Annotated in this window: 15 protein-coding genes; 6 read left to right on the top strand and 9 right to left on the bottom strand. The window is 73.5% G+C overall.

Annotation, left to right across the window (positions count from 1 at the left end):
• Positions 1 to 107 precede the first annotated feature (107 nt).
• The 4 genes from rsmG to BLW32_RS01325 all read left to right on the top strand — a co-directional run bounded on the left by rsmG (position 108) and on the right by BLW32_RS01325 (position 6,791).
• Entirely contained in the window at positions 108 to 770 is a 663-nt protein-coding gene (rsmG, locus tag BLW32_RS01340; RefSeq protein WP_068740357.1) for a 16S rRNA (guanine(527)-N(7))-methyltransferase RsmG, read from the top strand.
• Between the two features lie 3,334 nt (positions 771 to 4,104).
• A complete protein-coding gene (locus BLW32_RS01335) occupies positions 4,105 to 5,019 on the top strand; it encodes a ParA family protein (RefSeq protein WP_068526252.1) in 915 nt (304 codons plus the stop codon).
• A gap of 2 nt (positions 5,020 to 5,021) precedes the next feature.
• A complete protein-coding gene (locus BLW32_RS01330) occupies positions 5,022 to 6,062 on the top strand; it encodes a ParB/RepB/Spo0J family partition protein (RefSeq protein ID WP_068740336.1) in 1,041 nt (346 codons plus the stop codon).
• Positions 6,063 to 6,068: 6 nt separating this feature from the next.
• Positions 6,069 to 6,791: a hypothetical protein gene (locus BLW32_RS01325; RefSeq protein WP_074850287.1), complete on the top strand. Its 723-nt coding sequence runs from the start codon at positions 6,069 to 6,071 to the stop codon at positions 6,789 to 6,791.
• A 69-nt stretch (positions 6,792 to 6,860) separates the two neighbouring features.
• On the opposite strand, the gene BLW32_RS01320 is transcribed toward BLW32_RS01325, so the two are convergent.
• From BLW32_RS01320 to sigM, 5 genes are all read right to left on the bottom strand, one after another.
• Positions 6,861 to 8,054 (bottom strand): N-acetylmuramoyl-L-alanine amidase, encoded by a 1,194-nt coding sequence (locus tag BLW32_RS01320; RefSeq protein WP_068526250.1) that lies wholly within the window; start codon positions 8,052 to 8,054, stop codon positions 6,861 to 6,863.
• 102 nt (positions 8,055 to 8,156) lie between these two features.
• The gene (gene trxA, locus BLW32_RS01315; RefSeq protein WP_068526249.1) at positions 8,157 to 8,480 is read right to left on the bottom strand and encodes a thioredoxin; all 324 of its coding nucleotides are present in this window, start codon (positions 8,478 to 8,480) and stop codon (positions 8,157 to 8,159) included.
• A 39-nt stretch (positions 8,481 to 8,519) separates the two neighbouring features.
• Positions 8,520 to 9,476 carry a thioredoxin-disulfide reductase gene (gene trxB, locus BLW32_RS01310; RefSeq protein ID WP_068526248.1) on the bottom strand — a complete coding sequence of 319 codons (957 nt, stop codon included), beginning with the start codon at positions 9,474 to 9,476 and terminating at the stop codon, positions 8,520 to 8,522.
• Between the two features lie 100 nt (positions 9,477 to 9,576).
• A complete protein-coding gene (locus BLW32_RS01305; protein WP_068740334.1) occupies positions 9,577 to 10,194 on the bottom strand; it encodes an RsmA family anti-sigma factor in 618 nt (205 codons plus the stop codon).
• A gap of 109 nt (positions 10,195 to 10,303) precedes the next feature.
• Positions 10,304 to 10,936, bottom strand: coding sequence for an RNA polymerase sigma factor SigM (gene sigM, locus BLW32_RS01300; protein WP_082791232.1), 633 nt, complete (start codon positions 10,934 to 10,936; stop codon positions 10,304 to 10,306).
• A gap of 206 nt (positions 10,937 to 11,142) precedes the next feature.
• On the opposite strand from sigM, the gene BLW32_RS01295 reads away from it, so the two are divergent.
• Positions 11,143 to 14,640 (top strand): proline dehydrogenase family protein, encoded by a 3,498-nt coding sequence (locus BLW32_RS01295; RefSeq protein ID WP_139286006.1) that lies wholly within the window; start codon positions 11,143 to 11,145, stop codon positions 14,638 to 14,640.
• A 22-nt stretch (positions 14,641 to 14,662) separates the two neighbouring features.
• Here BLW32_RS01295 and BLW32_RS01290 read toward each other — a convergent pair whose 3' ends face one another.
• A complete protein-coding gene (locus tag BLW32_RS01290; protein ID WP_068526246.1) occupies positions 14,663 to 15,265 on the bottom strand; it encodes a DNA-3-methyladenine glycosylase I in 603 nt (200 codons plus the stop codon).
• Positions 15,266 to 15,378: 113 nt separating this feature from the next.
• Here BLW32_RS01290 and BLW32_RS01285 point away from each other — a divergent pair, with 113 nt between their 5' ends.
• Positions 15,379 to 16,266 carry a hypothetical protein gene (locus BLW32_RS01285; protein WP_068627262.1) on the top strand — a complete coding sequence of 296 codons (888 nt, stop codon included), beginning with the start codon at positions 15,379 to 15,381 and terminating at the stop codon, positions 16,264 to 16,266.
• Here the strand turns inward: BLW32_RS01285 and murJ are convergent.
• From murJ to BLW32_RS01270, 3 genes are read right to left on the bottom strand one after another with little or no spacing between them, the layout of a single operon-like run.
• Entirely contained in the window at positions 16,238 to 19,930 is a 3,693-nt protein-coding gene (gene murJ, locus BLW32_RS01280; protein ID WP_068526244.1) for a murein biosynthesis integral membrane protein MurJ, read from the bottom strand. The genes BLW32_RS01285 and murJ overlap by 29 nt on opposite strands.
• Positions 19,927 to 22,398: a hypothetical protein gene (locus tag BLW32_RS01275; protein WP_068526243.1), complete on the bottom strand. Its 2,472-nt coding sequence runs from the start codon at positions 22,396 to 22,398 to the stop codon at positions 19,927 to 19,929. Before BLW32_RS01275 ends, murJ begins: the two co-directional genes overlap by 4 nt.
• Positions 22,395 to 23,306: an NUDIX hydrolase gene (locus BLW32_RS01270; protein ID WP_068526242.1), complete on the bottom strand. Its 912-nt coding sequence runs from the start codon at positions 23,304 to 23,306 to the stop codon at positions 22,395 to 22,397. The genes BLW32_RS01275 and BLW32_RS01270 overlap by 4 nt, the downstream gene beginning before the upstream one ends.
• Between the last annotated feature and the right edge of the window lie 60 nt (positions 23,307 to 23,366).

Genomic DNA, 23,366 nt, shown 5'->3' with positions numbered 1-23,366 from the left:
GGTCTGCCCGCGAGTGATGTGTGTGATTGTGACAGGAGAGGTTTCACGTGGAACGGCGCGACGAGGTGGCGGAGAACCCCGCCGACGGCGAGGCGGCTGCGGACGCGCTGCCCCCCACTCCCCCGATCGCGCGGGAGGTCTTCGGCGAGCGGATCGGGCTCGCGGAGGAGTACGCCCGGGTGCTGGCGACCGATGGTGTCGTCCGCGGGCTGATCGGCCCGCGCGAGGTGCCGCGGCTCTGGGAGCGGCACGTGCTCAACTGCGCCGTGCTCGGAGAACTCCTCGAATCCGGTGAGACCCTCGTCGACATCGGCAGCGGCGCCGGTCTCCCCGGCGTGCCGGTCGCGATCGCTCGGCCCGACGTCGACGTGATCCTCGTCGAGCCCCTGCTGCGCCGCGCCGTCTTCCTCGAGGAGTTCTGCGGTCCGCGCCTGCCCAACGTCCGCGTCGTCCGCGGGCGCGCCGAGGAGCGCGCGGTCGTGGACGCGGTCGGCGGCGCCGACGCCGTCACGTCGCGCGCGGTCTCCGGATTCCCGAAGCTCGCGCCGTGGTCCGCTCCCCTGCTGCGCGACGGCGGTCGGTTGCTCGCGTTGAAGGGTTCGCGCGCCGCGGAGGAGATCGAGGAGCACGGCGCCATCCTCACCAAGGCCGGCCTGCGCGACCCGGAGGTCGTTCTCTGCGGCGTCGGGATCGTCGATCCGGCGACCACAGTCGTGCGCGCGGTCCGTCGGGCGCCGGCGAAGAGGAAACGCGCGAAGGCCCGCCGCTAGTCCAGAATCGGACATTTACGGCTCGGATTCGGTGCACCTGACTACCCACGGATCGTTTCGACACGTGACACTATTGCAGTCGCGGCGTCGCTGGAACTGCGTGGAGATGGCGATATTTGGTACGCCCGTCTGATAAATCGGGACGTCGGACGGTCCCGATGACACCGCCTGGCGCGCCCCCCGCCCCGGCGGCGGACGCCCCCGCTGCCGATATCGGAGCGAGGCGCGCTCGGCAGACGTGCGCGCCGCCCCCGGCCTCTGCGCTCGCGGGTGTCGGCGGATCCGGTATTCGCGGATCGAGGCGTCGGGGCGCTGCAACTCTGCGCGGAGGTGCGGCAGGTCGGTCTCGTCGGCGGGGCGAGGTGACGCCTCCGACTGCCCGGTCCGGGCTCTGCTCGGGTCCGCCGCCGTGCCGGACGATGAACCTGTCGAGCATCCGACGGCGGCACGTGGTCGGTGGCGTTCGGTGGCGTCCCGGGATCCGGCTCGCCCACGGGCGCGGCGGGCGGAGCAGACTCACGCCGTCGTGGGCCCGGTGCACCCGGGTCTCGGCCGGCTCCCCGAGAGCGACGGCCGCGCAGGGGCGCGGCCCGGTGGGCGCCGCGGTGGGCCGCAGACTGGGGCCTCTGAGGGGTGCGCGCCGGCAGGATCGTCGCGCTCGGTGGTTGTGCCGCCGACTCCGCCCCTCGCGACGGGCCCGCCGGGAGCGCCGGGCTTCGCGGCCTGAGGCGACCCGATCCACGTTCCGGGGACACCGAGGAGAGCGACGCGGAGGTCCGACGGCGGCCGCGCCCGGCGTCGCGAGGCGATCGCCGGGGATCGACTTCGGCGCGTGAGAGACGGGCGCCGACGCCATCAGCCGGTGGCTCCCCATGCGGGCGGGCGGCCGTGGCCGCGTGGGTGGAGCGCGCACGACGGCGGGGTGATGAGCGGTGTCGGCCCGTCGCTGGAGCGGGCCGACGAGCGGAAGCGGCGATGCGCGACGCGGGCGCCGGGCACGGAGCCGCGCAGTCGGCGAGGCGGAGGGCACCGCGAGTCTCCCCTATCGGAAGGTCGGGCCGCGGGGTATCGACGCCCGGAGTCGGGGCACCCGTGGCCGCGCGCAGCGGCGACGGAGACGGCGTTTCACGTGGAACCTCCGGGTACTTCGCTCCGTGCTCCCCCCCGCCGTCGTGCCTCACGCCGTCACGGTGTCCCCGGCCCGGAACGAATCCGTGGTGCCAGCGGCGGTGACTCCGTCGTCGGCAGGCGAAGGGACTCCGGACGCAGGTGCCGCCGCGACGCACGTGACAGCGCGCGGCGATCGACGGCACCGCGCGACTCCAGTGGATGCGAGCGGACCAACGGCTCGATGACACCCGCGTGGCGGTGTCAGTGCATGGTGCCGGGCGTCGCGCGGCTGCGCGACGGGGCGAGGTCACCCGTCACCTGACCTGTGGGGCGGTCATGGCGTCGAGCGGAAACACGGCGTGCGTGGGGACGTGCCGATCGCGACGCGGGGCGGGGATCGAGTGGGGTCGGTGCCCGGGCACCGGACGGCGCTCGTGGCAGAGGTGAGCTGCGCCCGCCGCCGCCCCTCCCCCGCGGTCGATGCGCATGGCGGGCGGCGGGTGCCCTGCGATCGTGGGCGACACGGGAGGGGACGACGGCGACGCGGTGTCGTCGCCGTGCCGCGGTCCCGGGGTAAGTGCCCGGACGGGTGCATGGCAACTGCGGTGAGGTGCGCGCGACGAAGGGCGTCGGGCCCGCGATGGCGACGACGTCGGGGGCGGCGGATGCACTGGGCCGGGGCGCGTCGTTTCACGTGGAACCCGGCGCGGATGCGGCGGCGACAGAGATGCGCTGCCGGGTTTGCGTGACGTCCGACGGCCGCGCGGGGCAATCGTCGGGAAGCGATCCGTTCGTCGCGCAGACAGGTGCGCCGTGCCGAGGAACGCTGATCCGGCTGTCGTCGTCGAGGTGCCGACGAGAAGGTGGAAGTCGTGAATGCGACGGATCCATCGCACGCCGCGGGCCCGGCCGGCGTCGCGCGCCGAACGGCACCGCGATGCCAGGCCCATGAGGATGCCGCTGCGGGCGGTGACAGGTCGGGCGGTGACAGGTCGGTCGGCCGACGCGGGCCAGTGGTGGCGGAGCGGCTCGCGTCCGAGCGGACTCGGTCGGACCGGTGACGCCGGAGGAGAACGGTGCGCGCCGCGAGGGGTAGGAGCGCGGCGAACGGCGCCGTTTCACGTGGAACACCGCCGGCGAGGATCGCGCGCAAGGGGCCGGCGGCGACTCAGCTGTGGCGGACTCGTCGGACTCACCCGCGCGGGGGCGAGGCGCGGGACCGCGTCCGCGGAAGGAGACGAGCGCCGTCCCAGCCCGACCGCTCCCCCGCGACCGCTGTCGCCGCTGTCGCTGTCGCCGTCAGTGTCGTTCTCGGTGTCGGAGGCTCGCTGGAGCGACGGACCCGGGCGCCGACACCCGGACGGCGACCTCGCACGGGACAGGGAAAGCCGTGGCGTACCGCCGGACGTCACTCCACCCGAATCGTGACGGGCCCGCGCAGCACTGCGGGACGTCGCCCCGCTCCCGAGCGACAGGACGCCGACTCCCCACGACGCGACAGGACACCGGCTCCCCACGACGCGACAGGACGCCGCCCCCCCAACGACGCGACGGGATGCCTGCCCGCGATGACGCGACGGGATGCCGGCCCGCGACGGCACAACGGATCGCCGGCCCGGGACTGCCGCCGGGAAGTTCCTCGCGGGGACGCGGAGCGACCCGGCTCGACGGTGTGCTTCGGTGCGCCGCCGGAACCCGCGGTCGCTGCACGCTGTGCACGCGACGCGCCCGGTCCTGATGGGACGCGGACCCGACGACAGGACAGTGACGGTCCGGGCCCAGCGGGCGACGACCGCGGACACGACGGTCTGGCCCGCCGGGGCATGCGGCCGCCGCTCCGCCGTGGGCGACGCGTGAGCGTGCGCCACCCGCGGCGTCGCGGCGACGCAGGGGAGGCGCCGCCACGGCACCGGTGGGATTACGGGTGCAGGATGCCGGGCGACGTCACGGCGGCCGGTCCGAGCTCCGCGCGTGACGGCATGGCGTCGCCCGACGCGCCCGGCCGCCGAACGAGCGTCGGTGCCCGCTCCCCGCCCTCCGGAGGCACCCGGGCCGGAGCGGTCGGGCACCGGCGGCCGACGGACGTGCACGGACGAACCGCGATGTTTCACGGGAAACCCCGCGCGACGACGGGGGCATCGGGAACGGGTCCGGGTGTCGCGGAGGCCGGGCTGACGCACCCCGACGGAGAAACTAGGATGGGGGCAACAGCTGAGGAGAGCGCGTGACTGATCACGAATCCGGCTTCGACGTTTCACGTGGAACCACTGAAGACGACACCCCCATCGCCGCGGCCGCCCGCCGCGCCAGCCAGGTCCTGACCCCCGGAGCGGCGGGCACTCTGCCCAAGCCCCTGGAGCGTCGCGTCCTGACGATCGCCAACCAGAAGGGCGGCGTCGGCAAGACCACCACCGCCGTGAACCTCGCCGCCGCGCTCGCTCTGCAGGGCCTGCGGGTGCTCGTCGTCGACCTCGACCCGCAGGGCAACGCCAGCACGGCGCTCGGCGTCGACCACCGCTCGGGCGTCCCGTCGACCTACGAGCTCCTCCTGGGCGAGACGACGCTGGAGGAGGCGATGGCCCAGAGCCCGCACTCCCCCAACCTCTACTGCGTGCCCGCGACGATCGACCTCGCCGGCGCCGAGATCGAACTCGTCAGCATGGTGGCCCGCGAGACTCGGCTAAAGAACGCGCTCAGCGCCGCGGCCGCGAACGACATCGACTACATCTTCATCGACTGCCCGCCGTCGCTCGGCCTGCTCACGGTGAACGCGCTCGTCGCCGCGAAAGAGGTCCTCATCCCCATCCAGTGCGAGTACTACGCGCTCGAGGGCGTGGGCCAGCTGCTCCGCAACATCGAGCTCGTGCAGTCGCACCTCAACAAGGATCTCCACGTCTCCACCGTGCTCCTCACGATGTACGACGCGCGGACCAAGCTCGCCGACCAGGTGGCCGCCGAGGTGCGCAACCACTTCGGCGATCGCGTCCTCGGTGCGACGATCCCCCGCAGCGTCAAGGTCTCCGAGGCGCCGGGCTACGGCACCACGGTCCTCGATTACGACCCGGGGTCCCGCGGCGCGATGAGTTATCTCGACGCGGGTCGCGAGCTCGCCTTCCGCGGCGCCGGGCAGGCGGTGTAGCCATGGCCGGGCAGAAGAAGGGCGGCCTCGGCCGCGGTCTCGCCGCACTCATCCCGACCGGACCCGAGGAGGGCCCGCGCCTCGGCAACGCCGCCGCCGACGTCATCATCGGCGCCCGGCCCGCCGCCCCGGCGGCCCCGGCCGTCGACCGCCCGCGGGAGCGCCCGGCTCGGCCCGCCCCGTCGGCCCAGGAACCCGAGGAGGCGGCACCGTCGGACCTCGCGGAGTCCGGCGCGGTGTACCGGGAGATCGCCCCGGCGGCGATCCAGCCGAACCCCCAGCAGCCGCGCAGCGTCTTCGACGAGGAGGGGCTCGCCGAGCTCGTCCACTCGATCCGCGAGTTCGGGCTCATGCAGCCGATCGTCGTGCGCCCGCTCCCCCGGCCCCAGGGCGAGGTGCGCTACCAGCTCGTCATGGGCGAGCGGCGCTGGCGTGCCAGCCAGGAGGCCGGCCTCACCGCCATCCCGGCGATCGTGCGCGAGACCGCCGACGGCGACATGCTCCGGGACGCGCTCCTCGAGAACATCCACCGCGTGCAGCTCAACCCGCTCGAAGAGGCCGCGGCCTACGCGCAGCTGCTCGAGGAGTTCGGCGTCACCCACGACGAACTCGCCGCGCGCCTCGGCCGCTCCCGTCCCGTGGTCACCAACACCATCCGCCTGCTGCGGCTCCCCGTCGCCGTGCAGCGCCGCGTCGCGGCCGGGGTCCTCTCCGCCGGGCACGCCCGCGCGCTCCTCGCGCTGGAGGCCGGCGCCGAGGCGCAGGACGCGCTCGCGGCCAGGATCGTCGCGGAGGGACTGTCGGTGCGCGCCACCGAGGAGGCCGTGACTCTCGCGAACCGGGGCGACGGGACCGTCGTGCCCACTGCGCCCAAGCGCCGGCAGCCCGCCGACCCGGGCCTGCGTGAGGTGGCGGACCGGATCGCGGACCGCCTCGACACCAAGGTCACCGTCTCGATGGGCAAGCGCAAGGGCAAGATCGTCGTGGAGGTCGGCTCGGCCGACGACCTCGAGCGCATCGTCGCCCTGCTCGCCGAGAAGTGACCCGCCATGGCCCTGACGATCGTCCCGCTCACCCTGGGCGGCTTCGACGACCTCCCGCGGCACATCCGCCGGTGCGTGTACTGGGAGGTCGCGCCCGACGGTGAGACCCTCACCGACACCGAGTTCGACAAAGAGGCGTGGCTCTCGATGCTCATGCTGGAGTGGGGCTCCTGCGGGCAGGTCGCGATCGACCACGCCGTCGATGGCACCGAACGCGTTGTGGGCGTGGCGTTCTACGCGCCGCCCCGGAGCGTGCCCCGGGTCGGCGACTTCCCCACCGCCCCCGTCAGCCCCGACGCGGTGCTGCTGACGTGGGTCGGCTCCGAGCCGGGCCTGGATGTGCGGGTCAAGGAGGAGCTGGTGACGGCCGTGTGCACCGATCTGGTGCGCCGCGGCGTCCGCGCCGTGGAGGCCTTCGCGCTGCTCACCCCCGTCGGCATGCTGACGGAAGATGTTGTGGCACAGATTGATTGCGGTCCCTGCGGGTGCAAGACCCCGCCCCTGACCGATGCCGACTTCCTCGAGCAGATGGGCTTCGAGACCGTCGCGCCGCACCACCGTTTCCCGCGGCTGCGTCTCGAGCTCTCGGAGGGGCTGGGCTGGAAGGCGGGCGTCGAGCACGCCCTGGAGCAGCTGCTCGCGGCCGGCGCCGCCGAAGCGGCCCTCAGGACCGCGCTGGAGGGCACGGGGGACGCCGCCGCACCCGTCGGGAGGGCCGGGCAGGACTGACGCCGCACGGGGCCGCTCAGGCCCCGGCGGTGCGCTCCCCCGCACCGGGCGCAGGGGTGCCGCGGACCGTCAGGCCCGGTTGTCGGCGCTCTCCTCGAGCTCCAGGAGCTCGGCGAAGGTGTAGGTGCCGGTCGGGCGGTCGTTCTCGCCCAGGAGGTACAGCCGCTTCACCGCAACCAGGATGGCCTCGGCGATGGTGTCGCGCATCTGCGGCGACGCGAGCACCGCCGCGTCGTGCGGGTTGGTCGTGTAGCCGATGTCGATCTGCACGGTGGGCATCCGCGTCAGGCGCACGATGTCCCAGGTGCGGCCGTGGTAGTGGCAGTCCGTGAGCGGCGTCCGCGCGACGATCTCGCGCTGGATGAAGCCGGCCAGGTTGCGGCCGATGTTCGAGCTGGCGCCGTGCGTGTTCCCGAAGTGGAACGAGGCCACGCCGTGGGCGCGGTCGTTGCGGTAGTGCGCGGTGCGCAGCGCGATCATCATGTCGGCGTCGAACGTGTTCGCCGTGTACGCGCGGGTGCTGTCGTCGGCGTCCATACCGCGCGGGCGCGACAGGTACGTCTCCATGCCCGCGGCGGCCATCCGGCCCTCGAGCCGGGAGCCCAGGTCCCAGAGGATCTCCTCCTCGGTGATGGGCCGGCCGTCGGGTCCGCGCACGGCGACGCCGCGGTCGGGGCCGCCCAGGCCCGGGTCGATGACGATGCGCTTACCGGACAGGCGCGGGCCGGAGCTGCGGACGTGCTCCTCCTCGCGGATGGCGTGCGGCGAACCGCCCGTCACGCGGGAGCCGAGGAACGTGAGTGAGCGCAGCGTCGCCGGGCCGCAGATGCCGTCGGCGACGAGGCCGAACTCGCGCTGGTAGGCCGAGAGCCCCAGGTGGGTCTGCGGGCCGAAGAGACCGTCGATCATGCCGGCGTAGAAGCCGAGGTTCTGCAGCCGTGCCTGCAGGGCCGCGACGTCGTCGCCCGACGGGGGCGCCGAGGCGATGTAGCTCAGCGTGCGCGCGCCCAGCTGATAGGTGGACTCGCGGAGCGCGCGGTACGTGGCGGGCCCGACGACACCGTCGACCAGGAGGCCGCGCTGCTGCTGGAACGCGCGGGTCGCGCGGTCCAGGCGGCGGTCGAAGACGGCCTCGGGGACGGTCCAGCCGCCGACCACCAGCTCGGTGGGGGCCACGTAGTCCCGGAGGAAACCCTGGTCGGCGAGGATGCCGCGGATCTCCGCCACGGCGCCACCGTGATCACCGAGGCTGATGCGTGGCATGGAGGACCCTTCGGTAGCTTCCTGCGAGCCGGCGGGCCCGTAGGACGGGAAATCGAGTACACGATACGGCCTCGGGGCCCTCCGTCCCAACGCGACGGCGCGTCACACCAGGCCGTCGAGCTCCTTGAGGATGGCCGACTTGCTCTTCGCGCCCACCAGCTTGGTGGTCGGCTTCCCGTTCTGGAACAGCATGAGGGTGGGGATGCTGAGCACCTGGTAGTCGCGCGGCGCGGTGGGGTTCTGGTCGACCTCGATCTTGGCGAAGGTGACCTTGTCGCCGTGCTCGGCGGCCAGCTGCTCGAGCACCGGCGCGACCACCTTGCACGGGCCGCACCAGGTGGCCCAGAAGTCCACGAGCACGGGCTTGTCGGACTGCAGGACCTGCTCGACGAAGGTGTCGTCGGTGAGGGTGACGATCTCGGCCATGGCGGTACTCCTCGGTGCGGTTTCTAGCGGGGGTGGGGACTACTGGGCGACGGCGGCTTCGCGGTGGTGCGCGAGCCAGCGCTCCGCGTCGATCGCGGCGGAACAGCCGCTGCCGGCCGCCGTGATCGCCTGCCGGTAGGTGTGGTCGACGAGGTCGCCCGCGGCGAAGACGCCGGGCACGCCGGTGGCCGTGCTGCGGCCCTCGACCTGCACGTAGCCGTCCTCGTCGACGGTGACCTGGCCTGCGACCAGGCCCGACCGGGGGTCGTGGCCGATCGCCACGAACAGGCCGGTGACCTCGAGCGTGGAGACGGCTCCGGTCACGGTGTTCTCGACGAGGAGCGACTCGACCGACTTCTCGCCCTGCACCGCGGTGACCTTCGCGTCGGTGAGGAAGCGGATCTTCTCGTTGTCGCGGGCGCGGTCGAGCATGATCTTCGAGGCGCGGAAGTTCTCGCTGCGGTGGATCAGCGTCACGGACTTGGCGAACTTCGTGAGGAAGATCGCCTCCTCCATCGCCGAATCGCCGCCGCCGACCACGGCGATGTCCTGGTCGCGGAAGAAGAAGCCGTCGCACGTGGCGCAGGCGCTGACGCCGCGGCCGAGCAGGGCCTCCTCGCCGGGGATGCCGAGGTAGCGGGCGGCGGCGCCCATCGCGAGGATCACGGCGCGGGCGCGGTAGCTGCCCTCGGCCGTCACGACCTCCTTGATCTCGCCGTCGAGCTGCACGGACTCGACGTCCTCCATGCGCAGGTCGGCTCCGAAGCGGATGGCCTGCTCACGCATCTCGTCCATGAGCTGCGGGCCCATGATGCCCTCGCGGAAGCCGGGGTAGTTCTCGACCTCGGTGGTGGTCATCAGGGCACCGCCGAAGCTGGTCCCCTCGAACAGGATGGTGCTCAGCTCGGCACGGCCGGCGTAGACGCCCGCTGTGTACCCGGCAGGACCCGATCCGATGATGATCACGTCCGCGATATCGGTGCCCGCTGCAGTCATTACCCACCCAACCTGTTGAAGAACCGCCCGGTGCTCCCGGGCCGACATGTGTGCCAACGGCGCCGGGCCCGACAATGTTCCCGCGCCGCCGCCTTCCAGGTTACGGCGTGGCCGCGCGGGCGCCCGCGCCGCCGGTGAGGACGCGGTCGACCAGCACCGACGAGCTCTCCCCCTGGGCGCACGACGGGGTCACCGCGAGCAGCCGCACGTCGCCGAGGCGGCCCCCGGGCAGCAGCAGCACCGTCGCGTGATCGCCCCGCAACCGCAGCGGTCCGGCGCCGAGCAGCGTGCGCTGCCGGGCGGGGATCGACGCCGCGTCCAGGCAGCGGGAGAGCGCCGTGCCATCGGCGAACGGCCCCCGGTCGCCGCCCGGTGTCGCGGCCGCGAGCAGCACCCCGGCATCGGGCACCGCGGGAGGCGCCTCCCGGACGGTGCTCAGCGCGACGGTGACCGCGAGGACGCCGACCGCGGCCGCTGCGGCCGCGAGGGAGTACCGCAGCCGGCGGCGCGGCAGCACGGGCGGCGGCGCGGCGCGGATCGCGGCCGCGATGCGGCGGTCGCCGAGCGGGGAGTGCGCGGTGAACCCGTCCGGCGCGGACCAGTGCGCGAACGTGTGGTCTCGGTATTCGGCCAGCGCAGCGTCGAGCCGCGCCTCCTGGCCGCGGTTCAGCGGCCGCTCCTCGTCCGCGCCGCCCGCCGGCGGCACTGCCTTCCCCATCGGAAACCTCCTCTCTTCAATTGGACGCACCAGCACGCCGATCGGTTCCCACTGTTCTCAATATTCGTTGTGCGGCTCGCGAACGACCCGTCGGCCGGCCGGGGCCGGATCAGCGCAGGAGGCGTTCGAGCCGGACCCGGGCCCGCGCCCGCCGGCTCTTGACGGTGCCCGGCGCGATGCCGAGCTGCTCCGCCGCCTGCGTCACCGACAGGCCGTACATGTCGACGGCGATCACCGCCGCCCGCTGGTCCTCCGGCAGCATCCGGAGCGCCGCCTCCACCGAGAGCCGGCGGTCCAGCTCCTCCGCGCCGCGGCCCTCGTCGGAGGCGAGGCCGCTCAGGTCGTCGGGCATGGGCAGCGACGTGCGGACCTGGTTGCGGCGCGCCCGGTCCAGGCAGGCGTTGACCACGATGCGGTGCAGCCAGCTCCCCACCTTGCAGTCCCCGCGGAAGGTCGGCGAGAGCTGGTAGGCGCGCAGCATCGCGTCCTGGAGACAGTCCTCGGCGTCCGTGTAGTCGCGGATGGTGCGTAGTGCCGTCGCGCGCAGCTGCCGGGCGTGCCGCTCGAAGAGTTCGGCGAACGCGTCGCCGTCGCCCCGCGCGGCATCGGCGAGGAGCCGTTCGTCCGAGACCGGGGCGCGCCCGCGGCTCGGCGGGGGCGCGGAGACGGTGTCGTCCTGCGCATCGGTCACCGGATCCCCCGACCCGGCCGACCGCGAGATGGTGTTCCCCCACTCGGTCATGCACGGGATCGTAGAGGTGCCCGATACCGTTTCGAGACCAATTCTTTGCTATTCAATCTCCGACACGGAATCGCCCGCTGAATTTGCGATAGCGCACGGGCTCGCGGATTCCCTGTGAGCGGTATTACACTCGGATCCAGGCCAGGTGGCGCACCCGTCGCTGTGGAATCTCCAATTCACCGCGCGAGCTACTCAGGAGGCCTTTCATGGTCGATTCGTCACGTCCGTCCGCTCCCCTGCCGTCCTCCGGCCCCCGTCCCGGTCCCGACGGTGCCGGTCCCCTCGGCCCCCTGCCCGACGGTGCCACTGCCGTCGCGCCCGACGACGCCCGCGTCGCCGATGCGGCGGTCGCCCGCGCGCAGCGCTGGCTGCGCACGAGCCGCGGACCCCGTCCGGCCGAGGTCGGCCGCCGCGAGGCGGCCGCCACCTCCAGTCTTGCGGCGCTGCTGCACGATCCGAGCGGCGTCGCCTTCACCATGGGCTTCGTCGACGAGGTCGCCCGCCCCGAGGACGACCGCGTCGCGGCGAAGGCGCTGCGCCGCCTCGTCTCCCCCGCCGGCGGGGGCGCCCCCGGGCGGGCCTTCATGAGCCCCGTCGACGCGGCGCTGCTCCGCGCGGGCACCGTCGCCGCGGGGATCGCACCGTCGATCGCCATGCCCGTCGCACGACTGCGGCTGCGGCAGCTGGTGGGCCACTTGGTCTTCGACGCCGACGGAGACCACCTGCAGCGCCGCCTGAAGCGCGCCCGCGAGGTGGGCGTGCGGCTCAACCTCAACCTGCTCGGCGAGGCAGTTCTCGGGCAGGGCGAGGCCGACAACCGCCTCGCCCGCACCCACGAGCTGCTCGCGAACCCGTCCGTGGACTACGTCTCCATCAAGGTCTCCTCCGTGGTGGCCCAGCTCGTCCCGTGGGACCTCGAGGGCAACCGCGACCGCATCGTCGAGCGGCTCCGCCCGCTGTACCGGACCGCGCGCGACGGCGGGAAGTTCGTCAACCTCGACATGGAGGAGTACAAGGACCTCGATCTCACGCTCGACGTCTTCACGGCCCTGCTCGACGAGCCCGAGTTCCGTTCCCTCACCGCGGGAATCGTGCTGCAGGCGTACCTGCCCGACTCGATGGGCGCGTTGGCCCGGCTCACCGACTTCGCCCGGCGGCGCGTCGCCGCCGGCGGCGCCCCGATCAAGGTGCGGCTGGTCAAGGGTGCGAATCTCGCGATGGAGCGGGTCGACGCCGAGGTGCACGACTGGCCGCTCGCCACCTACGGCAGCAAGGCCGACGTCGACGCGAACCACCTGCGCATGGTGGACACCGCGCTGCGGCCGGAGAACGCCGACGCCCTCCGGATCGGTGTCGCCTCCCAGAATCTCTTCTCCGTCGCCTACGCCGTGGAGCTCGCGGAGCAGCGGGACGTGCAGCGCCAGTTGGACATCGAGATGCTGCAGGGCATGGCGCCGATGGAGGCCGCCGCGGTCCGCGCCGACGTCGGCTCGCTCATCCTCTACACCCCCGTCGTGCACTCCGGCGACTTCGACGTGGCCGTCAGCTACCTCGTGCGCCGGCTCGAGGAGAACGCCTCCAGCGACAACTTCCTGTACTCCATGTTCAGCCCCGATCCCGACGCGATCGCGGTGGAGGAGAACCGGTTCCGTACCGCCTTCGCCCGGCGCGCCGTCGTGCAGGACGGCCCGAACCGCGTGCAGGACCGCGCCGCCGCCCCCGCGCCCGCTCACACCGGTGCCTTCACCGGCGAGGCCGACACCGACCCCTCCACGCCCGCGAACCGCGCCTGGGCGCGTGCGGTACTCGCCGCCCCCGACACCGTCGAACCGCCTGCGCGGGTGACGGACCCGGCGTCCGTCGACGAGGCCGTCGCCGCCGCGCTGACCGCGCAGCGGGCGTGGGCGGCGCTCCCCGCGGACGAGCGCGCGGAGCTGCTGCGCCGCGTCGCGGACGAGCTGGCCCGCCGCCGCGGTGAGCTGCTCACCGTCATGTCCTACGAGGCCGGGAAGACCGTCGCCGAGGCGGATCCCGAGATCTCCGAGGCCATCGACTTCGCCCGCTACTACGCGCAGAGCGCCCTCGACCTGCACGACGACGAGGCGACGTTCGCCCCGCACCGCCTCGTCGTGGTGACCCCGCCGTGGAACTTCCCCGTCGCGATCCCCCTCGGTGGCGTGCTCGCCGCCCTCGCGGCCGGCGCCGCGGTGATCATCAAGCCGGCGCCGCAGGTGATCCGGTGCGGTACCGCGGCGATCGACGCCCTGCACGCCGCCGGAGTCCCCGCCGGCCTGGTGCAGCTGATCAACGCCGACGAGGCCGATGCCGGGCGCCGCCTGGTGACGCATCCCGACGCCGACGCGGTGGTCCTCACCGGCGCCAGCGAGACCGCGGCGCTGTTCCGCGGCTGGCGTCCCGACCTCGACCTGCTCGCGGAGACCTCCGGCAAGAACGCCATGGTCGTGACGCCCGCCGCCGACCCGGATCTCGCGGTGAACGACCTGGTGCGCAGCGCGTTCGGCCACGCCGGCCAGAAGTGCTCCGCCGCGTCGCTGGCGATCCTCGTCGGCAGCGTCGGATCGTCGCAGCGGTTCCTGGGCCAGCTGCAGGACGCCGTCCGCACCCTCGTCGTGGGCGAGGGGCACGATCTGGGGACCACCGTGGGCCCGCTCATCGAGCCCGCCGCCGGCAAGCTGCTGCGCGGCCTCACCGAGCCCGCCGCGGGCGAGCGGTGGCTCGTGGAACCGCGGCGCCTCGACGAGGCCGGGCGGTTCTGGTCGCCCGGCGTGCTCGACGGCGTCGTCGAGGGCAGCTGGTTCCACACCACCGAGCTGTTCGGGCCGGTGCTCGGCATCATGCGCGCCGCCACGCTCGACGAGGCGCTGCGCCTGCAGAACTCGACCGGCTACGGCCTCACCGCCGGCCTGCACAGCCTCGACCCCGACGAGATCGACCACTGGCGCGAGAAGGTGGAGGCCGGCAACCTCTACATCAACCGGCACATGACCGGCGCCATCGTGCAGCGGCAGTCCTTCGGCGGCTGGAAGCGCTCCTCGATCGGCCCCGGCGCCAAGGCCGGCGGACCGAACTACGTCGCCCAGTTCGGCCGCTGGGCCGACACCGACGTGCCCACCGCGCCGGAGGTCGCGCCCACCGTCTTCAGCGAGCGGATCATCACCGCCGCCGGGGATCTCGGCGCCGAGGACACGCGGTGGCTGCATGCCGCCGCCGCGTCCGACGAGCGCGCGTGGAACACGGAGTTCGGCGTCGAGCACGACCCCACGGGCCTGGCCAGCGAGACCAACGTCTTCCGGTACCGGCCGCTCCCCCGCCTGGAGGTGCGCGTCGGCGCCGGCGCCCGGCCGCGCGACCTGGTGCGATTGCAGCTCGCCGCCGCCCGCACCGGCACCCGGCTCGACGTCACCGTGAGCCCCGACGCGCCGTCGATGCCCTTCCACGCGCCGGTGCACACCGCCCAGGACTACGCCGCCGGCCTCGCCGGTCGCGCCGAGCCCGCGCGGATCCGCGTGCTCGGCGCCCCGGAGCCGGAGGTCGCGGCCGCCGCGGCCCGGGCGGGCCACAGCATCCTTCGCGGGCCGGTGCTGCTCTCCGGCCGCCGGGAGCTGCTCAGCGTGGTGCGCGAGCAGGCGGTCAGCACCACGCGGCACCGGTACGGTCACCTCGCCGGCGGGGCCGGCCACTAGGGCCCGGCCCGCGGGTCGGGGGTCACTCCGCCCACACCCCCGAGCTGCCCCGGCGGTGGCTGTCCACGAGGTGATCGTCGACGATGCCGACGGCCTGCATCAGGGCGTACATGGTGGTGGGCCCCACGAACCGGAAGCCCCGGCGGCGCAGCTCCTTCGAGAGCGCCACCGATTCCGGTGACGTGGCGGCCACCTCCGCCATCGTGCGCGGCGCGGGGGTGCGCTCCGGCCGGAAGGACCACACCAGGTCGACGAGACCGCCGTCCGCCCGCAGGTCCTGGACGGCGCGGGCGTTGCCGATCGTGGCCTCGATCTTCTGCCGGTTGCGGATGATGCCCGCGTCGGCCATGAGGCGCTCGACGTCCCCCTCGTCGAACGCCGCCACGGCATCGGGATCGAAGTCCGCGAAGCCGGCGCGGAACGCCGGGCGCTTGCGCAGCACCGTCGCCCAGGACAGGCCCGCCTGGAAGCCCTCGAGCGCGATCCGCTCGAACAGGCCCCGCTCGTCGCGGATCGGCATGCCCCACTCGGTGTCGTAGTACTCGCGCAGCAATCCGTCGGCCGCCCAGGCCGGGCGGGCCAGGCCGTCCTCGCCGATCACCACGCCGTCGTTCGGCTCCGTCATCTCGTTCCCCCTCGATCGAGAGCGCCCGGCGGGCGCCGTCTCCGCACCGTAGAGCACGGCACCGACAAGTCCGCCACAAGCGCGCGTTCAGCGCCGCGCGGGAGGATCCGGGCATGTCCGACCGTGCCGCGCCGCTCCGGCTCATCCGCGCCCGCTGGTGCCTGCTGGCCGCGGCGCAGCCCGTGCTCGCCGCCGCCGGCGCCCCGCTGCCCTTCCGGGTCACGGTGGACGGTGGCGAGCGGGGCGTGGCCCGGTACGACGCGTCGTCGACGGCGGGCGCCACCCTGGTCTGGTTCGGTCCCGAGCGGGCCGTCCTCTCGTGCGGCGACCTCGGCTGGCGCGTGCCCGGCGCGGCGGGTCCGGCCGACTGGGTCGACGGCGGACCGTCGTGGCTGGAGCACGTCGCGATGCTCGATCATCGCGTCAGTGCGGGGCGGTACGCGTGGACCGGGATCTGGGACGACGGTGCCTTCGCCGCGCCCGCGGACCCGCTGCCGGGCGCGCCGCTCCCGCCCGTCGGGGACTCCGGGGAGGTCGCGGCCGCCCTCGCGGGGCGGCTCAAGGACGGGACGGGCGTGCATCACCTGGTGCGGATGTGCGAGTACGAATGGCTCGACGCGCCGACCTGGTGGGCCGCTTTCGGTGGGCTCGCGCCCGAGCGCATCATGGACGAATCCTGGTTGCAGCTCAAGGAATCCGGGTTGACGCAGTGGACGGGCGAGGGCCCGAGGTACGACGGGGTCCCCGGCCGCACCCCCGAGGAGGCGCGGGCCGCCGCTGCGGACCACGCGCGCGCTCGGGGGCTGCAGATCCCGGAGGACGTGCGGGTGGAAGCGGCGCTGCGCACGGGAACCGGGTGGCTCGTGCGGTTCCTCGACTATCGCGACGTGGGAACGGCCCGGCCCCTGGTGATCTCGGTACCGGACCAAGGACCGGCGAGGGTCGATGCCGCGACGGCCGATGCGGCGTACGTCAGGAGCCCTGGAACGACACCTGGTTGATGGTGGTGTACCAGTCGTTGCCCGACTGCTTCGTCAGCCCGGTGATCCACACCAGGACGTAGCGGGCGCGGGGCGCGACGGTGCTCACGTGGAAGTCGTTGGTGCCGGGGCGCAGCGAGCCGGACCACACCAGCGAGGTGTCGTCCAGCGTCTTGACGGAGTCCTTCGTGGACGTGCGCACCTCGATGGTGCTGCCGGCGCTCGGCGAGGTGATGGTGCCGCGGGTCAGCGAGACGGCCTTCTCCAGCGTCACCAGGAAGCCGACGCCCTTCTTAAGATTGCCGAAGGCGGGGCCCGCCTTGTACGTGTCGGTCTTCCACGCCGGGTTCTTGCCCGTGAGGACGTTCGAGAGGTTCGTCGCCGAGTCCTTGGAGGAGGAGAAATCCACCAGCGCCACGTCGGTCGACTTCACCGGCACGCCGACGCCGGGGGCCGGCGCGGGCGCCGCGCTCTGGTCCGCCGTCGAGCTGGAGGTGTACAGCGAGCCGACGCCCGACTGGGTGTCCTTGCCGCCGGTGAGGCTACTGATCAGGAGCGTGAGCCCGATGATCACCAGTAGGGCCACGGCGCAGGCCGCGATCACCAGCAGCGGCACGTTCTTCTTGCCGCCCGAGATGCGCTGCAGCAGGGTCTGCTTCGACTGGATGCGCTTGGCCGGCGTGGGCTGCTGGTCCAGCGGCACCGCCGGCTGGGCGGGACGCGCGGCGGCTGCGGCGGGGCCCTGGCGCGGCGCTTCGCGCGGCGCCTCCTCGCGGACGGGCGCGAGCAGGTCCGTCTTCACGTCCACCACCGACGCCTGGTCCAGCAACTGCTGCACGGTGGCCGCGGTGCGGATGCCCTGGCCGCCCTCCAGCGTGCGGGTCGCGACCGCGGAGATCTCGAACGGGATGTCGCGCTTGGCGTCCCGCGGCTCCACGGGGTTGCCGTTCGCATCGGCGTCCGCCTGCCGGATCCCGGCGACGGTGCCCGTGCCGGTGGTCACGATGCGGCCCGTCGCGTCGTCGAGCGGCCACCGCTCGAGGAGGAGCGCGTAGAGCACGGCGCCGAGGCCCCGTACGTCCGACTCCTTCGTGGCGTCCGCGAGGGTGCCGGGGAAGGCGAGGAAGGCGTGACCGTCCTGCGAGATCCGCACCCGGTCCGGGTGATCGATCGACAGGGCCGCGCCCGCGCGGTGCGCGCCCTCGGCGGCGCCGGCCAGCGCGCGCACGGCCTTCGCCGCGCCGATCGCCGACGGGTGCGTGCCGGCCACGTCGGCGAGCGAGCTGCTGGGGATCCACTCGGCCACCACGATGCCGCCCGAGCTGCCGCGCACGACATCGAGCACCCGGGCCAGGCCGTTCGAGTGCACGCGGCCCAGGCGCAGGGTGCGGGAGAGGATGGACTGCGGGCCCTCACCGCGCAGGCTGATCTGCGCGCCGCGCTCGGGGACGGGCGCTGTCTGCTCCGAGTCGACGAAGGTCAGGGCCACGTCGCGGTCGAGGTTGATGTCGCGGGCCTGCCAGAACTGGAGGCCGCGGATGCCGCCGTAGTGCTCGATGAGCCGGTAGCGGCCGCCCGCGACGACGGCACCCGGGATGAGCTCGGGACCGCGCGGGGCGTCGTCGTCCCATGCCGCTGCGTCGCCCGAATCGGGTGCCGCGGGGAGGCCGGCCTGCTGTGCCGGCGGCGGGGACGGCAGTCGCATCTGGCCGGTGCTGGGTGCCTCGTTGCCGGACATGCGTGCGGAGTCGTCCTCGGTCACTGCGAATGCTCCTCTTCTGCGGTATCGAAGGCCCGTGGTCGGTTGTTCTGCGCTCGCCCGCGGACGCCGGGGAACATGGCTTTGACCAGCATACGGGAGGCCGATGTCGTCGGCGATCCGCGGCAGCTGGGCGGTGATCTCCTCGCGGCGGAGGCTCGCGTACGCCTCCAGCTCGTCGAGCCGCAGCTCCCGGGTGTCCGGGGCGCCGGAGGCCGCGCGCTCCGGTTCCGACGGTGCGCTCGGCCGCAGGGCCGGGACGAACCGGGCCGCGATGCGCCGGAGGGGTGCCAGGATCGCCAGCACGTCCGGTACCCGCCACAGGGCGAGCAGCGCGTAGATCAACGTCATGGACAGTACGCCTGCGATTGCAAGGAAGACCAGGGCGCCCAAGGAGCCGCTCTTGTCCATCCGCTGCAGGCCGTCGATCTGCATGATCAGGTAGACGGTCACCGTCACCAGGACGGAGACGGTCGTCGTCTGGACCAACGTGCGGGCGACGTTCGTCAGGTGCAGCGGTCCGAGGGTGCGGCGCAGGAGGAACCAGCCCATGATCGCGCCTGCGGTGTACGCGAGTCCGCGGGCCGTGCCGACGAACTCGACGATCCGGTGATCGTCGTCCACGAAGACCGGCACGAGGTACGACAGCGCGATCTGGACGGCGACGATCGCGATGACGATCCCGGTCGGGATCCAGGCCCGCTCCTGGGCGTAGAAGACGCGGAGGTGGATGAGCACCATCGCGTACGGGACCAGGACGAACGCGGAGAACGAGATCGCGGTGCCCAGGAAGTTCGCGTCGTCCTGGGAGAACTGCCCGAAGTTGAACAGGGCCCGCCCGATGGACGGACCGAAGACGGTCATGAAGGCCACGATCGGGATGAGGGCGACCATCGTCAGGCGGGTGGCGACGGAGAGGTCGTCGAGCACCGCGTTCCGATTGCCCTCGGCGGCGTTGCGGGACAGTCGCGGCATGACTGCGGTGAGGAGCGCTACGCCGATGACGCCGTAGGGCAGCTGGAGCACCATCCACGCGTACTGGTAGATCGCGGGGCCGCCGTCGGAGGCGTGCGAGAGGATCGGCGTGACGGCGTACCAACCGGCCTGCGAGATGAAGACGTAGGTGACGATCGCGACGCCCATGGTGCCGAAGTGCTTGAGCCGACTGTCGACGCCCCAGCGCAGGCGCAGCTTGATCCCGGAGCGGCGCATGGCGGGGATCTGGATGAGCGCCTGCAGCACCACGCCGAGGGTGCTGCCGATGCCCAGGACCAGGAGCTTCGGCTGCCCCATCGCGGTCGGGTTCAGGGTCAGCTCACCGGGCATGAGGTAGAAGGTCACCAGGGTGGCGATCTGCACCGTGTTGCAGGCGACGGGCGCCCACGCGCCGGGTTTGAACTCGTCGCGCGTGTTGAGCATCGCCGTGAACAGCGCGGAGAGCCCGTAGAACATCAACTGCGGCAGGAACATGATGACGAGCGCCTGCGTCAGGCCCTCGTCGACCTTGGAGCCGCCGACGAGCAGCCCCACCAGCACCGGGGACAGTGCCAGTGAGACGACCAGGGCGACACCCAGGATGGTCAGCGACAGGGTGAAGAGGCGCTCGAAGAACGCCTGTCCGCGGTCCTTGTCCTCCATCTCGGCCCGGACCAGCACGGGGATCACCAGTGCGGTGAGGACCTGACCGAGGACGAGCTCGGAGACCTGCTGCGGCATCTGATTGGCGATGCTGAACGCGGAGGCGACGGCCGGGCCGAGGATCGCCGCGAGTAGGACGGTGCGCAGGAAGCCGGTGACGCGCGAGGTGAGCGTGGCGACCGCGACGGAGCCGGTGGAGCGCAGGAGGCTGGCGGTGCCGCCGCCGTCCTTCCCGCCGGCGGCGGGACTGCTGCTCGGCGGGATGTGCCGGGGCTCGGCGCGGCTCATGTGTCCTTCGGTTCCGGATTCTCGTGCGGTGCGGTCGGTCGATGTGCAGCGTAACTGTTCGCGATCCGCTTCTCGTGCTCGTCCGCGGGCGGACGGTCCGCATCCGCGGGGTCGGGGCGGCCGCGGAACCGGCGCCACAGGCGCCGCCCCGCGAGCAGGACCAGCAGGATCCCGACGCCGCAGGTGATCCAGAACAGCGATTTGCCGTACGCATTGGAGTGCACGGAGACGGAGATCGGATCGCCCAGGGGCATGTTGCTGCTCGACCGCAGCGTGAGCTGCACCGAGATCTGTCGCGAGTAATCGACGGTGGTCGGCAGCTCGATCTGCCGCGTGCCGCGGGCGGGCAGCTCCTGCACCTCGGAGGCGTCGATCGTCACGCCCTGTGGGGCGGACCAGTCGATCACGGTGCGGATCGGCAGCGGCAGGTCGTTGCGCGCGACGATGAGGAGCGGCGATTTGTCCGAAGCCAGGGTGTACGCGCCGCCGGGGCTGACGAAGCGCACAGAGTCGAGCTGCGCCGTCATCGACGTCCGCGCCGCGGTGAGCCGGATGGAGGCGTCACCGTCGACCGCCTGCCGCGACGGCGACCAGCGCAGCGCGCGCACCGCGTCCTCCCGCAGCGGCGAGGTGTACATGCGGGGCGTGAGCGGCGTCTTCGGCAACGGAAGCAGGGAGGCGCCGAGCTGGTCGACCTGCCGCACGTGCGCCACCGCGGCCGTGACGATCCGGTCCGGCACCCGCGAGCCCGTCGTCTCCGCCGGCTGCCGCAGCGTCCACGGCGCCGCGTTGCGGGCGGGGTCGCGCCCCGTCGACTGGGCCGAGGCCACGACGTCGCGGAACGTGCGCGGGCCGGCGATACCGGCCCCGAACTGGGCCGTTATTGCGTCGAGGACGGCGCGGGCGTCCTGCGGGCCCGCGGCCCACACCTGCGGCGGCACGATCAGCGTGGAGCGCCCCGTGACCTGCGCGACGGGGTCGACGGCGGTGCTCGCCGCCCATCCGTCGGCCGGCGCGTACCGCTGGGTCGGGTCGAGCGCGGAGGCGGTGACCGCGCCGACGGCCGCCTGCCGGCGCATGGCGGCGGACTCCTCGGACATCGTGAAGGTCGACGAGGCGGGAACGCTGCCGGTCGGGCCCGGAGCGACGCCGCGCTCGGCACCGTCCGCGACGCCGCCCATCGCGGCGAGCGCCGCGGACACGCTCGGGTCGAAGACGGCCGCGCCGATGCCCTGGCCCACCGGGACGATGCCCGACGGGCTGCCGGTACCGCGTTCGGGCGCCCGTACCGCGGTGGCGGCCACGACCGTGGCGGAGACGTCGGAGGCCCGGAGCTGGCGGGCACCGTCGGACAGGAGCACCCCGGAGGCCGGGATCGCGACGCCTCGCACCGACTGCACGCCGAGGATCGAGTCGATGACGTCGGACGGCGTGTCGAGCGCGGCGCGCTGCAGCGAGGGCTCCGCAGAGCGGCCGAGGGCCTCGAGGTCGACCTGGCCGAAGGGCAGCGCCACGACGCAGGAGTCGGCGGCCACGCGCTTGAGCTTGTCGAGCCACGCGCTCGCCTCGTCGCTGCCGGTGCCGGCGGTGCTGGGGCCGCGCGGGTCGGCGGGGTTGCGGGCGACCCGGTACGGCGCGGTCATCGCCTGCACCGTGACCAGCAGGTCGGGGTCGATCGCGAGACAGGCGGCCGTCCGCAGCGCGGCGCGCCGCGGGTCGGCGCCGCGGGTCGCGTCCTCGTAGGCCGACAGCAGGCCGTCGAGCCGGCCGCCCTCGCCGAGGGACCCGGCGAGCGCGTCGTCGACCAGCCGGACCGGGGTGTCGCCGCCGCCGGGGACGCCGCCCGCGAGCTTCGGATTGTCGGCCAGCGGCCACAGCAGCGTCACCTGCGCGGGCGAGGTGGTGACCGCCTTGTCGACGGCGCCGGGCGTGTCGGCGCTCCCGTCGGGCAGGCCGAGCACGGGGAGGAGCGTGCGGGAATCGTCGAGCCGCGCCGCGCCGCCGTACGCGGGCTTGCCGTTGAGGTTGAGCAGAAGGGGGTAGACGCCGGGGCGGTCGATGCCGAGGGTGGCGCCGCGCGTCGCGGGCGAGGGCCGCACCGGGATGGAGACGTCGAAGGACGTCCGCTCGCCCGGCTTGAGGACCTTGGACACGGGCTCGAAGCGGCCCAGCGTGTCGTAGACGTTGTTGTCGGCGACCAGGTCGGAGCGCACCTGCGCGGACGTCGACACCGCCGGCGCGCGCTGGATCCGCAGGTCGAGGTCGCTCACGTCGCGGTCGCCGAAGTTCTCGACGGTGCCGCGCACCACCACCTCGTTCGGGGAGGTGTCGGTGATCCGCGAGGTGACCTCGTCGACGTTGATCCGTACGAACTGCGCGTCCGGAAGACCGGCCCCGCTGGGCGCGGGCAGGCCGGTGATCGCGATCAGGAGCGTCAGCACGCACAGCAGGCGGGCCGACCGGGTCACGTCTGACCGCTCCCGCCACCGCCGCCGCCCCCGCGGCGACCGCGCGAGCGCCGACCGCCCCGCCGACGGCGCGGCTTGGGCGGATCGTTGCGCACGGCGTTGCGCTCGGCCGCGGCGCGCTCGTACGCCGAGGGCTCGCTGCGCGGTGCCGCGGCCTCGCGGGCGGCCAGTTCGGCCGGGTCGGCGGTGAGGTCGTCGATGACGGTGCGCGCCGTCGCGACGAGTTTGCGCTCGTCGGAGTAGGTGAGGCGGGTCGGGAGCTCGGCCAGCGGCACCCACGCCACCTCGGAGACCTCGTAGTCCTCCGTCGAGAGGTCGCCGCTCTGCCAGGACAGCAGGAAGTGGTGCACCGTCTTGTGCACGCGGCGGCCCTCGACGGCGAACCAGTAGTCGATCTTGCCGATCGGCGCGAGCACGGTGCCCGTGAGGCCCGTCTCCTCCGCGACCTCGCGGATCGCGGTGAGCTCCGCGGTCTCGCCCGCCTCGATGTGCCCCTTCGGCAGGGACCAGAGGGTACGGCCGCGGCGGTCGACGCGCCCGATGAGCGCTGCCCGCAGCTCGTCGGCACCGTCGAGCCCCGCGACGACGAGGCCGCCGGCGGAGGTCTCGCGCACCGTCCGGATGCGTGGATCGGGGCGGGCCCGGCCGGGCACGGGGCGCTTCGCCTTCGACGTGGGGGTGCCCTGCTTGCGTGCGGGCTTCGCCGCCGGGGCGGGTTCCGACGGTGCGCCGTCGGTCTCCGGTTTCGCCTGCTGTTCGGTGACGGCCGAGAGCTGGCCGCGCCCGCGTCCGCGGCCCCCGCGCCGGCGGCGTCGACGCGGTCGGGAGGGCGTTCCGCCCGCGGAGTCGCCGACGGGACCCGGGCGCTGCGGGCTGCCCGAGGAGTCGGCGGATTCGGCGGAGGTCACCCCCCGATGCTACTGGCCGGTTGCGCTCCCATACGCCACCGTCGCGTTTTCCCCCCGGCA

Origin of the sequence: Tsukamurella tyrosinosolvens (assembly GCF_900104775.1) — a bacterium.
Classification (GTDB): Bacteria; Actinomycetota; Actinomycetes; order Mycobacteriales; family Mycobacteriaceae; genus Tsukamurella; species Tsukamurella tyrosinosolvens.
Note: the sequence above shows the minus strand (reverse complement) of the source record. Positions and strands in the feature narration are given on the sequence as shown.